Origin of the sequence: Streptomyces sp. NRRL F-5126, assembly GCF_000721265.1 — a bacterium.
In the GTDB taxonomy this organism is placed as follows: domain Bacteria; phylum Actinomycetota; class Actinomycetes; order Streptomycetales; family Streptomycetaceae; genus Streptomyces.
The window spans coordinates 706,882-717,938 of sequence record NZ_JOFZ01000012.1; the positions used below are offsets into that span (position 1 = coordinate 706,882).

Below are 11,057 nucleotides of genomic sequence, written 5' to 3' on the forward strand. Positions count from 1 at the left end.
GTCTCGTCTAGACTATCCGTGGGCGGTGGATCGCGGCTTCGAAAGCGACATCCGACAGCGCCCCGCTCCGCCTACTGCTCCGACCGTCCCGCAACGGACGGAACACCACTCAGCGGCTGGACGGCGCGGTTGAGTTGTTCGCGCAGCCACTGCGATGCGGGGTCTTCGTGGACCCGCCGGTGCCAGTGGAGTTCGACGGCGGTGGCGGGCAGCGCGAGTGGGACTTCATGGCAGCGCAGGGGGACGCCCCTCTCGATCAGGTGGACGGCCGTGAGGTGGGGGATGATGCAGATGGCGTCGCCCTCCAGGGTCGCGAGGGCTCCGGCGGCGTACGAGGGGACTACCGCCGCCACGTGGCGCGAGCGTCCGATCCGCTGAAGGGCGTCGTCGAGTGGCCCCGTGGCGAGACCACGTCGTGAAGCCGAGATGTGGGGACGGGCGCACAGGTCGTCGAGGGTGAGCTGCGCCGAGCGTCCCAGGTCGGAGTCCATGGCGACGACGGCCGCGAACCGGGCGGTGAACAGCCGTTCGGTGTGGATGTCCGCGGGCGCAGGACCCAGTGCCCCGACGTCGAGATCGATGGTGCCGTCGCGCAGGAGATCGGGCTCTTTGGAGTTCTGGGCCAGGAAGCGGAGTTGCACTCCGGGGGCGTCCGCGGTGACCTGGCGGAGCAGCCGGGGCACAAGGATCGGCACGAGGGCATCGTTGAGGCGGATGGAGAAGGCGCGCTGCCAGGATCGAGGATCGCCGTCACAGGCGTCGGCCCGCAGTTCCCCGGCGGCATCGAGCAGGGCTTTGACGCGGGACGCCGATCGCTGCGCGAACGGCGTGGGGACGAGGCCCTGGCCGGCCCGGACGAGGACAGGGTCGTTCATCGCGCGCCGGAGCCGGCCGAGCGCCCTGCTGGTCGCCGGCGCGGACAGGTGCAGTCGTACCGCGGCCTCCGCGACGCTGCCGGTGTCCATCAACGCGTCGAAGACCCTCAGGAGATTGAGATCCAGCTCCTCCGCCACGGCCGACCCCATTCATGCGTTTGGTGCAATTACTCCCTTACAACAATGCACTGGGAATTATGCCCGGGAGGACGGAAGCTGGTGGCCGGGAGCGAAATCGCCTCCCGAAAAGCCGTTGCCGTGCGGCCCCGCCTGCCGACGCGGAGCGGCTCCCATGAAGACCGGAGTTGGAGAACCATGCCAAGGATCGTGCGCCCGACCGCCTACGGCACGCCCGAGGTACTCGCCGTGGCCGACATGGCCGTCCCGCGAGCCGCCGCCGACGGCGTCGTCGTCCGGGTCCGGGCCGCCGGGGTGAACCCCATCGACTGGAAGGTCTACAGCGGCGCGTTCCACGCCGTGGACGACTCCCACAAGGACGCCGCCGGAATCGCCGCCCCGATGCCCTCGATCGGTCTGGAGTGCGCCGGCGTCGTCACGGAGACCGGCACGAAGGTCACCGGGGTGGGCATCGGCGACGAGGTCATCGTGTATCCGGTGACGTCCGCCTACGCCGACTACGTGGCCGCCCCGGCCACGTCGGTCTTCCGCAAGCCCGCCGGCCTCAGCTGGGCGGGAGCGGGGTCGCTGCTGCTGACCGGCACCACAGCGGTCCACGCGCTGGAAGCCGCCGAGGTGAGCACCGGCGACACGGTCCTCGTCCACGGCGGGTCCGGCGGGGTCGGGTTGATGGGGGTGCAACTCGCCGCCGCCCGGGGGGCCACGGTGATCGCCACCGCCGCCGAGCGCAACCATCAGCTGCTGCGCGACCTCGGCGCCACCCCCGTCGCCTACGGTCCCGGGCTCGTCGGCCGGGTGCGCGCCGCCGCACCGGGGGGCGTCAGTGCGGCAGTCGACTTCGCCGGCACAGACGAGGCACTCGACGTTTCACTGGAACTGGTCCCCGACCGACAGCGGATCGCCTCCATCGCCGGTTCCCCACGACGCGGGGAAGCCGGCATCAAGCTGCTCGGCTACGGGCCGGGACAGGACGCGGGCACCGAAGTCCGCGCAACCGCCCGCCATGACCTCGTCGAGCGCGCCGGCTCCGGCGAATTGCGGGTCGTCGTGGCCGCCACCTACCCGCTCGGCGAGGCGGCACAAGCCCACCGGGCCGGCCTCGCGGGACACGCACCGGGCAAACTCGTCCTCACCCCCTGAGCAATATGCGGGCCCCGCGCGGCGCCCGAAGAACGCTCAGCACACGAGCCGGACCAGGGCGTTCCTCAACTCCCGGGTAGGCTGTACCGCGTGCCCGCAGCCAGCCCTCAGCCTCGCAGGCCGCGCTCAGGCAGCCGGCGCGACGAGGCCGCTCGCCTCGACGTGCTCCACGCTGCGGACGATCTGCTCGTCGAGTGCGGCTTCGGCGCGCTGACCATCGAGGCGATCGCGCGGCGCGCCGGCGTGGCCAAGCAGACGATCTACCGCTGGTGGCCGTCAAAGGTGGAGATCCTGCTCGACACGCTGGTCGAGGACAGCGAGAAACGCCTGCCCGTCCCGAAGACACAGACGCCCACGGTGGAGACCGTCCGCGACTACCTCCACGGCTTCGCACGGTTCCTCACCGACGACCCCGCGGGCACGGTCCTGCTCACGCTCATCGCCGAGTCGCAGCACAACGCCGCGACAGCCAAGAGCTTCGAGGAGCGCTACCTCGGCCCGCGTCGCGAACAGGAACGCGCCATGCTGGCGCGGGCGATCGATGCCGGCGAGGCCACGCCACCGCCCGGACTCGGCCCCGACGCAGCGTTCGACGCCCTCGTCGGCCCGATCGTCTACCGCGCCCTGACGGGGGCGAGCGTGCCCGAGGGCCTGGTGAACTCCCTCGTAGACACCGTGCTCGGGCGTCGCGCCCGTTGAGCGGGGCCATGGGAAGGGATCAAGCCGATGAAGAAGTACGTACTCTTCGACCACGACGGCGTGCTGGTGGATACCGAATCCTGGTACTACAAGGCCGGCGAACGCGCCCTGGCGGAGATTGGTTTGCCCTTGGACATGGACCAATATCTGCGGGACATGAGCCAGGGCCTTGGCACGTGGGCCCAAGCCAAGGCGGCAGGCGTTTGCGAACGCACCATCGGCAGGCAGCGCAAGGCTCGCGATGCCTACTACCAGGAGTACCTGAGAACGGAATCCATCGAGATAGAAGGCGTCGTCGAGACGCTTGCGGAACTGTCGAAGCACGTCCGCATGGCCATCGTGACGACAGCGAAACGCGCGGATTTCGAGATCATCCACGAACAGCGCCACATCAGGCAGTTCATGGACTTCGTCCTTGTCCGCGAGGACTACGAGCTCGCCAAGCCGCACCCGGAGCCGTATCTGACGGGCTTGAAGCGGTTCGGAGCGGCCAGGGAAGCGACGCTGGTCGTAGAGGATTCATCGAGAGGGTTGGCCTCGGCCGTGGCGGCCGGCATCGACTGCGTCGTCGTTCACAACGCGTTCACGCAAGCACAGGACTTCTCGCAGGCGACCCATCGGATCGAAACCCTGGGCGGGTTGAAGGACCTGATCCTCGGTCCGGCCTGAGGCGGAAGTCAAGAAATCCGGCAACTGCTCGATAGAGCGTGCGCATCGTGTGAGACTTGCGGCATGGACATGGGCCGGGGCTCACTCGATGCGAAGGACGCGATGACGGTGGAGATCGTCTTCGCCTTCGTGACGGGCATCCTGCTGGCAGCGGCCGTGTTCGCGGCGGCATGGATCCCGGCGCTGCTCCTCGACGTGTCCGAACAGACGGCGAAATCCATGCTGATGGGAGGCGCCCTGCTCGGTGCGGCTGCCGGAATGTGGCGTCTGGTGTCGGTACTGCTCCGGTTCGACGCAGACCGCCGCCAAGGTGACTGACCGCAGTCGACGGGGTACTCGACCCGCTCCTCGTCGGGGACGCGGTGCGCGCCGGCCACCGTGACCCCCAGGCGATCAAGAAAGTGTGGCACTACCTGGCGCGGCTCGGGGTCCCCGGAGAAGCCCCGGTCACTCACGGCTCCGCGCGCCGGAGCGAGACGCGCAGCGCGTTCTCCTCGCAGACACGCGCGCGCAGGTGACGCAGCAGCGCGGAGTCGCCGTCCGCATCCGCGTCCGCGTCGGCGCCTTCGGCGTCGCCGTCCGCCGCAGTGTCCTCGCCGGGACGGCACCGTGGGCACGCGCACGGCGGGAAGCGCAACGGGTTGAACTCCGGCGAGCCCGCGTCCCGTTCCATCACTCCGCCCTCCGCGCGGCACACTCGGCCGTCGCCTGATGGCGCCGAAGCAGCACCCGGCAGTCCGCAGCCCTGCTGTAGTCGCGCTGGGCGTTGGCGACGGCTTCGGCCAACCTGAGCTCCCCGCAGGCCCGGCAGAGGGTGGGGGCGTGAAGTGATTCGTGAGCGTCGCGTGGACTGTCTTCCGCGCACACTTCGGCTCCTCTCCGTAGTCATTCCACTACCAAGGGCGTTCAGCGTCGCCTAGAGTCGGAATGCCTTCAACTTGCAGGCCTTGCACGGAGAGTCAGGCGGTAGACCGTTGAACCGGAAAGAGCTGGACCCGGAGAAGTCACCCATGGCGGCGTTCGGCCAGCGGCTACGCGCGTTACGGGACGAGCGCGGGTGGACGCAGGACGAGCTCGGGGAGCGCATGGGTTGGTCCGGAACGCATATCTCCGCTGTCGAAACTGGCCGTAGACCCCCAACTACGCGTTTCGCGAGGAACGCTGACACCGCGCTCGGGACCGGCGGCAGGCTGGAGCGGCAGAGTCAGGCAGTACGGCAGAACTCCCTGCTGGAAGGCTTTCCGGAGTACGTCGAGTACGAGGGCCGGGCTGTGGAGATCCGGTTGTACGAGATCGGAATCATCCCCGGGCTGCTGCAGACACCCGACTACGCAAGGGTTCTGGCCGACGCTGCCTTGCGGCGAGGCGCCATCACGCCCGAACAGGCTGATGAGCGGGTGGCCTTCCTGGCCCAGCGACAGTCGGCACTGACGCGACCGCAGCCACCGATGGTCATGTTGGTCATGGACGAGAGCTGCATCCGTCAGGCCATTGGCGGCAGTGACGTGATGGAGGCGCAGCTACGAAAGTTGGTCGAGTTCGCTGAGCTGCCGAATACTGTCCTCCAGATCGCCCCGTTCACCATGGGTGAGCGCCGTCCGGTCGACCTGCCGATCAACCTCCTCACGCTGCCAGACCGGTCCATGGCCGCATATGCCGAGGCCCAGACCCGAGGCCATCTGGACCGTGAGATCACACTCGTCGTGCCGATTCTGACGGCCTACCATCAGCTACAGGCCGGAGCGCTGTCGCAGGCGGCTTCCGTGGCGATGATCGAGCAGGCAGTGAAAGGGAAGTTCCGTGACTGACAAGCCCCACTGGCACACGTCCTCCTACAGCAACAACGGCGGCAACTGTGTCGAGGTCGCCACCAACCTCAGCGCCGCGCACGGCATCGTCCCCGTCCGTGACTCGAAGGCCCCCACCGGCCCCGCCCTCACCCTGTCCGCCGGCGCCTACTCCTCCTTCGTCGCAGGCATCAAGGCGGGTCGGCCCCGCACGTCCTAACGGGTCGCCCGCAGCGAGGCGAGGAGCCGTAGCCGGTCCTCGTCGGCGCTGCCCGGCTCCGTCGTGAACGCGAGCATGAACAGACCGGCCCTGCCGGGTACCGGGTAGGTGTCCCAGTCCAGGACGATGTCGCCGACCTCCGGGACATGGAACGTCTTGGTGCCGCAGACCGACGCGCGTACGTCGTGGCGGGCCCACAGCCGCCGGAACTCCGCGCTGCGGATGGACAGCTCCCCCACGATCGCGGTGGCACGCGGATGCGTCGGGTCGGTGGCGACGGCGGCGCGCATCATGCCGATGTAGTCGAGGGCCTGCCGCTCCCAGTCGGGGCAGGACCGGCCGCCGGTCAGTGTGTCGTCGAACATCAGCAGGAGCATGTTGCGACGCTGGGGCGGATAGTCGTCAGGGCTGCCGAGCAGCGCCTCCGCCATCGGGTTCCAGGCGAGCAGGTCGAGGTGACGGCCCAGGACGACTGCCGGGGTGTCCATGACGCCCAGCAGCCGCCGCGTACTGCGGGGCACCGTTTCAGGGCCGTGGTCCACCTCGGCCGGCATCGGGCGCCTGGCCGCCCGGGCCAGGGTGAACAGGTGGCCGCGCTCCTCGTCGTCGAGGCCGAGCGCGGCGGCGAGCGCGTCCAGGACGTCGTCGGACGGCCGCACCTCGCGGCCCTGCTCCATGCGCTGGTAGTAGTCGGTGCTCAGCCCGGCCAGCAGGGCCAGCTCCTCGCGCCGCAGCCCGGTGACCTTGCGCCGGCCGCCCGGCTCAAGGCCGACGTCGTGCGGGTGCAGCCTGGCACGCCGGGCGCGCAGGAAATCTCCGAGCTCACGGGCGTAGGGGTGGGCCATGAGGCCAGTGTGCCGCCTTCCTCGGCGCGCAAGGTAGGTCCCGTGGACCTAGGCAACCGGGGACGACCGATCCGGCCCGCGTCGCGTCTAGCGTCATCCGCCCGCCCCACCACCGATACCCCAAGGGAGCAGCGGATGACTGGATGGACCGCCGACCGTATCCCCGACCAGCACGGCAGGATCGCCGTCGTCACCGGCGCGAACTCGGGCCTCGGCCTGGTCACCGCGACGCAGCTGGCGCGCCACGGCGCGCATGTCGTGCTCGCCGTCCGCGACACCGGCGCCGGGCGGGAGGCAGCCCGCGGGATCGGCGGTGAGGTCGAGGTGCGCGAGCTGGACCTGGCGTCCCTCGCGTCCGTACGAGCCTTCGCCGAGAAACTGGCCGCCGACCATCCGGCGATCGACCTACTGGTCAACAACGCCGGCGCGGTGCTGCTCGGCCCACGCCGCACGTCCGCCGACGGCTTCGAGCTGCACCTCGCCACCAACATGCTGGGCCACTTCGCGCTGACCGGGCTGCTGCTGTCCACACTGACGGCGGGGAGGGACCCGCGGGTGGTCAGTCTCAGCTCGATCACCCACAAGAACGCACACCTGGACTTCGACGACCTGATGTTCGAGCGCGGCTACCGGGCCGCTGCGGCCTACGGCCGGTCCAAGCTCGCCACGACGGTCTTCGGCATCGAGCTCGACCGGCGCCTGCGCGGGGCGGGATCGCCCGTCGTCAGTACGCTCGCCCACCCAGGTCTCACCCGCACGAACCTCACTCCGCGCGCGTGGGAGCACCGCGGCCGGGCCGGGCAGGTGATCGCGTGGCTCGGCCTGCTGGCCACCCAGCCGGTGGAGCGCGGCACCCTGCCGCAGTTGCGCGCCGCGACCGAACCCGGCGTGCGGGGCGGCCAGTTCTTCGGCCCCGCGGGACTCTGGGAGACGCGCGGCCGGGTCACAGAGGCCCGCCTCAGCCGGGAGGCGACGGACCCAGCGGTCGGCAGACGGCTGTGGGCGGAGGCCGAGGAGTTGACCGGGGTCGGCTATCTGTGAGCCGGTGGCACGAGACGCCCGCCGCCACCCGGGCGCAGCCGGGCGCGGCCGGGCGACGGCGGTAACGGCACCCCTCAACCGCCCTTGGCGTGCTCGGCCCCAGTGATGCACACGCTCATCCGGCTCCGCTCGCTCCCCGCTCGCGCTGATCGACCTCACGGACGACACCGCGACCGACCGTACGGACGCGTACGAAACGGACGCGTACGAAACGGCCGGCCGTCTGCGGTCCTGACGTATCTGGCAGCCCATCCGGCAGCGCTCGCCCGGACGCCGACCGCCGGTGCCGCCGCAACTGCTGGGTCAGGCGCAGCGTGAAGCTGGACACGTCGACGCCGTTGTCTCCGGCCGTCGCGCGGGCATCTCCCACCACGTCACACGAGGCGACGTCACCGCCGACTGCGTTTCCGTGTCACGGCCGACGGTGGACGGAAGCATGTCTGCATCACGCCGGGCACCAGCCGGGACCGCCATCGAGTGGGCCTCGGTGCCCCCCTCGGCGTTCCGCCGTCGCGGCCACAGGCGTTACGCGACCGGGCGGCCCGGTGGTGGCCCCGGCCGTAGCGACTGGGCGGAGCCCGTCAAGGCAGCGGGGCGTCTCCGGGCCCGGCCGTGCAGCCTCAGCCAGAACGTCTGCAACGATTCGGCGGGGCCGCCCACTTCGAAGCGGTTGCGGACCTTTCCCAGCGGGTTCCACACCCTGCCGTCCGGCATCCGCACCCCCACCGGCTGACCGAAATAGGCCTGCTCCCTCTCGTCGAAGTCCACCCACACGGCACCCGCCCGGCGCACGAGCACCTCCCCCACGTACGCCCCCAGCCCCAGTAGTGTCTCCCGCGCCTGCTCCGGATCGGCTCCGCCCTTGCGCAACCCGTCCACGACGAAGTCGACGACACGGAGACTGGCCACCGAGTAGTCCAGCGGCAGCCGGTTGCGTGCCGTCACCCGCGCTACGAAGGCCGCCGCGTACGAACGCATCCCGCGCGCGCTCGGCGCTCTGTCGCCGTCCCCTTCATCCATGAGCCCCACCCCTCACTCGTCCTACGGAAGCGTCAAAAGCCCTCCACATTCCGAGCGAACGCCGTCACGCGAGCGTCACGGGTAGCCAACATGCCGAATCTCACACCTGGTTGATGGTTTCAAGTCGGCCACGGCCGGGACTGCCCTGGGACCGGCCCACCGGGGGCCGGCAGGGCATCCTGGTCACCTTCGGTGACAGGAAGTATCGTGCAGTCCTGCGTGTTGGAGCGCGCGCTGGTGGGCGGCAGGAACCCGCGCCCGTGCATGCGCTGCCACCGGCGCGCGGGTGGGCAACGGTACGGACAAGGATGAGTGTGAGCAGGCGCATTTCATACGCGCTCGCTACAGTTCGGAAAGTATGACCTTCCCAGACGCATTAACGTGCGAATTGTCGTTGAGACGCCATTTGTCAGTGGAAAGCAGCGCGACTGGTTGTTTCCTTCTGACTTGATCGAATGGCAGAATTGCCTTGACGTGCTTGATGCAGGACAGGAAGCTGCCTGGCGTGAACATGTGCGAGGCGCTGCCCTCTCCATCGAACGTGACGAAGAGGGAGAGTGCTTTCAAATCACCGTTAGCGGCAAGGAAATGACTTTTGACAACTGCGTCCGTGACATTCCCGCTGTACGACTCATGGTTCGACGATGCATATAACCGCCTTGCAACGGCACTGATCATCTGGCTGCTGACCGATAATCACTGAATCTGACACTTCGGCGGAGACAGGCCGGTCTTGCGTGGGGCCGGGGTCGTTCCGCGTCCGCCCTGGACGGCTCACACTTGACACGCATAGACATCTGAGCGTTGCGCGACGATCTCCATGAGCACCGAGGGTTGCCGGCCGCTATCGAATCGGCCTTGCGCATGTCCGTTCCGCTACTGCCAAGCTGGTGAGCTGGTGAGCTGGTGAGCGAGGAGATATCCTCAGGGTGAACAGCTACAGAGGCGGGCCCTTGTAGTATTGCTGTCGTGATTTTACCTCGCGAAGCATGAGTTCACCCGCATATTTCCGGAACTTCGGCCAGTTCTCAGGGTATCCGAGCAAGTGGTCAGTGATCCTGATGCTAGTCATCTCGCGAATGGAGGGCCGTCCACTCCCGAGGAGGCACTCCAGGAAGTATGCGCAACGCTTTGCCAGGTCTTCGTCCAACCGGGGTGCATGCAAAAGCGGAGTTAGGATCCCCTGGACGAATACTTCGCTAGCCAGGGTATAGGCTCCCACCTCTGGTGGTGCGACATCATCTGGGAACGCATACTCCTGCTCTTCCCGCTCCAGGGAAAGGATCGTCTCCCGCTGCCCCGAGAAGCAATCCCAGAGAAGTTTTCGGACGAGTGCAGAATCCGTTGGATATGAATCTCCGCACCGTGAATTTGCTGGATCCCGCTTCACAACTTACATCCTCTCGAGGAAGCATTCACACGGAAGTGCCCTTTTGAGATTGCACTGCCAAAGGGGAACTTCCGTCGACTGCCATTCACATACTAGTGGGGCCATCATTCAGCGAATGAGAATCGACAGTCGATCTCCATCTCAATTCGACAACGGCCTCCGCCATGATGGGCTCCATCTCTGCGTCGAACATCGAGACGAGCCTTCGAGACTCCATCATTCGGATCCCAACAGCTTCATTGAGCACCCTCATGAAATTGAGCGGTGTCAACTTGAAGGATTCGACAGACCGAAGAAAATCGATCAAGTCAATAAGGCTACTGCCGTTCAGAATCATCTTTCGGGCGTCCGCCACGAGCGCTTCCACTCGAACACTCCTACCTCGTGAAGAGTACCTGGACGTCAGTGTAGGCACCAGGCTCGCCAACTGCTTTCGTGACTTGAACGTTGCCGAATCCATGTCGAGCTGCCATCTTACCCGTGAACGTACTCCCTGCCGCCTGTTCAGGCGACATGCCACCACGAACCATTTCATTGAATGTATTGAGATTGCTCGGCATTGCCCTGACCCACTTACCCTCGATTGCATTGAGGTTCTCGGCACCGAAGTGATTGATGGCATCGTCAAACATCTGGGCACCCCGCGGTGTAGTCGGACCCTTCTCGATCGCCAGGCTGAGCACACCATTATTTACGTTCGCCATCACGCCACCATCCGAACCGCCATAGAAATTAGCGTAATCTCCAAAGAGCCCCTCATTCGCTGCTGCTTTTACCTCCTTACCCTCAGAGGCGAGCTTGGCCAGCTTACCGAGCCTCGCATCAGGGATGAAAGATGCGACGGTCCATCCACACGACGGCAAGTCGCCCTGGGTCACGCACTGTTTGGCGTCGTCGATTCCGAGTGCGTTACTCCAGGCGTCAGCGTTCTCTTTCGCTGAACACTTCACATCCCAGAAGCCACAGTTGCTGTGGAACAGCTGCTTGAACCCGCATTTGACATCTCAGAATCCACAAGAGGGCGCGGGCGCTTGCGCTTCTTTTGCGGTGCTGCTGTCCGCAGTGGTCTTCTGCGGCGTCTCCTGCTCTTCATGCTTGATTGTCGTGGTTTCGCGATAGGTGCCTCCGCACATCCCGGTGATGTCGCAGCTGGTGTGGCCGTCGGCCTCAATCATGCTGGTGGGGTTGCCGGCGCCGTAGGCGTAGCGGTTGCCGGTGTAGGGGTTGGTGGTG

The 11,057-nt window shown here is 67.1% G+C and carries 16 protein-coding genes; 8 read left to right on the top strand and 8 right to left on the bottom strand.

The window, feature by feature from the left end; genetic code table 11:
• Positions 1 to 71: 71 nt before the first annotated feature.
• Positions 72 to 1,013 (bottom strand): LysR family transcriptional regulator, encoded by a 942-nt coding sequence (locus IH48_RS0127995; RefSeq protein WP_030910547.1) that lies wholly within the window; start codon positions 1,011 to 1,013, stop codon positions 72 to 74.
• Positions 1,014 to 1,190: 177 nt separating this feature from the next.
• On the opposite strand from IH48_RS0127995, the gene IH48_RS0128000 reads away from it, so the two are divergent.
• From IH48_RS0128000 to IH48_RS0128015, 4 genes are all read left to right on the top strand, one after another.
• On the top strand, positions 1,191 to 2,153 hold the full coding sequence (locus IH48_RS0128000; RefSeq protein WP_030910550.1) for an NADP-dependent oxidoreductase: 963 nt from the start codon (positions 1,191 to 1,193) through the stop codon (positions 2,151 to 2,153).
• Between the two features lie 90 nt (positions 2,154 to 2,243).
• Positions 2,244 to 2,852 (top strand): TetR/AcrR family transcriptional regulator, encoded by a 609-nt coding sequence (locus IH48_RS0128005; RefSeq protein ID WP_037843328.1) that lies wholly within the window; start codon positions 2,244 to 2,246, stop codon positions 2,850 to 2,852.
• A 27-nt stretch (positions 2,853 to 2,879) separates the two neighbouring features.
• The gene (locus tag IH48_RS0128010) at positions 2,880 to 3,521 is read left to right on the top strand and encodes an HAD family hydrolase (protein ID WP_030910556.1); all 642 of its coding nucleotides are present in this window, start codon (positions 2,880 to 2,882) and stop codon (positions 3,519 to 3,521) included.
• Positions 3,522 to 3,584: 63 nt separating this feature from the next.
• Positions 3,585 to 3,839 carry a DUF6332 family protein gene (locus IH48_RS0128015; RefSeq protein WP_030910558.1) on the top strand — a complete coding sequence of 85 codons (255 nt, stop codon included), beginning with the start codon at positions 3,585 to 3,587 and terminating at the stop codon, positions 3,837 to 3,839.
• Between the two features lie 133 nt (positions 3,840 to 3,972).
• On the opposite strand, the gene IH48_RS0128020 is transcribed toward IH48_RS0128015, so the two are convergent.
• Positions 3,973 to 4,194, bottom strand: a complete 222-nt coding sequence (locus tag IH48_RS0128020; protein WP_030910561.1) for a hypothetical protein — start codon at positions 4,192 to 4,194, stop codon at positions 3,973 to 3,975.
• A complete protein-coding gene (locus tag IH48_RS37685) occupies positions 4,194 to 4,388 on the bottom strand; it encodes a hypothetical protein (RefSeq protein WP_030910564.1) in 195 nt (64 codons plus the stop codon). Before IH48_RS37685 ends, IH48_RS0128020 begins: the two co-directional genes overlap by 1 nt.
• A 143-nt stretch (positions 4,389 to 4,531) precedes the next feature.
• Between IH48_RS37685 and IH48_RS0128030 the strand changes: the two genes are divergently transcribed.
• Together IH48_RS0128030 and IH48_RS0128035 are read left to right on the top strand one after the other, a co-directional pair.
• Positions 4,532 to 5,329: a helix-turn-helix domain-containing protein gene (locus tag IH48_RS0128030; protein ID WP_199810017.1), complete on the top strand. Its 798-nt coding sequence runs from the start codon at positions 4,532 to 4,534 to the stop codon at positions 5,327 to 5,329.
• Positions 5,322 to 5,528, top strand: a complete 207-nt coding sequence (locus tag IH48_RS0128035) for a DUF397 domain-containing protein (RefSeq protein ID WP_030910569.1) — start codon at positions 5,322 to 5,324, stop codon at positions 5,526 to 5,528. The genes IH48_RS0128030 and IH48_RS0128035 overlap by 8 nt, the downstream gene beginning before the upstream one ends.
• On the opposite strand, the gene IH48_RS0128040 is transcribed toward IH48_RS0128035, so the two are convergent.
• The gene (locus IH48_RS0128040) at positions 5,525 to 6,373 is read right to left on the bottom strand and encodes a helix-turn-helix transcriptional regulator (protein WP_030910571.1); all 849 of its coding nucleotides are present in this window, start codon (positions 6,371 to 6,373) and stop codon (positions 5,525 to 5,527) included. The genes IH48_RS0128035 and IH48_RS0128040 overlap by 4 nt on opposite strands.
• A 135-nt stretch (positions 6,374 to 6,508) precedes the next feature.
• Here IH48_RS0128040 and IH48_RS0128045 point away from each other — a divergent pair, with 135 nt between their 5' ends.
• Entirely contained in the window at positions 6,509 to 7,414 is a 906-nt protein-coding gene (locus tag IH48_RS0128045) for an oxidoreductase (RefSeq protein ID WP_030910573.1), read from the top strand.
• Positions 7,415 to 7,939: 525 nt separating this feature from the next.
• Here the strand turns inward: IH48_RS0128045 and IH48_RS0128050 are convergent.
• Positions 7,940 to 8,434, bottom strand: a complete 495-nt coding sequence (locus IH48_RS0128050; RefSeq protein WP_051840774.1) for a hypothetical protein — start codon at positions 8,432 to 8,434, stop codon at positions 7,940 to 7,942.
• A 381-nt stretch (positions 8,435 to 8,815) separates the two neighbouring features.
• Here IH48_RS0128050 and IH48_RS37690 point away from each other — a divergent pair, with 381 nt between their 5' ends.
• Positions 8,816 to 9,088 (top strand): DUF5959 family protein, encoded by a 273-nt coding sequence (locus tag IH48_RS37690; protein ID WP_420705549.1) that lies wholly within the window; start codon positions 8,816 to 8,818, stop codon positions 9,086 to 9,088.
• Between the two features lie 821 nt (positions 9,089 to 9,909).
• On the opposite strand, the gene IH48_RS0128055 is transcribed toward IH48_RS37690, so the two are convergent.
• From IH48_RS0128055 to IH48_RS36395, 3 genes are all read right to left on the bottom strand, one after another.
• Positions 9,910 to 10,191 (bottom strand): hypothetical protein, encoded by a 282-nt coding sequence (locus IH48_RS0128055; protein WP_030910579.1) that lies wholly within the window; start codon positions 10,189 to 10,191, stop codon positions 9,910 to 9,912.
• A gap of 10 nt (positions 10,192 to 10,201) precedes the next feature.
• Entirely contained in the window at positions 10,202 to 10,702 is a 501-nt protein-coding gene (locus IH48_RS36390) for a hypothetical protein (RefSeq protein WP_158710361.1), read from the bottom strand.
• Positions 10,703 to 10,828: 126 nt separating this feature from the next.
• Positions 10,829 to 11,057, bottom strand: a 229-nt coding sequence (locus IH48_RS36395; protein WP_158710362.1) for a hypothetical protein, incomplete at its 5' end; no start/stop codon positions are given.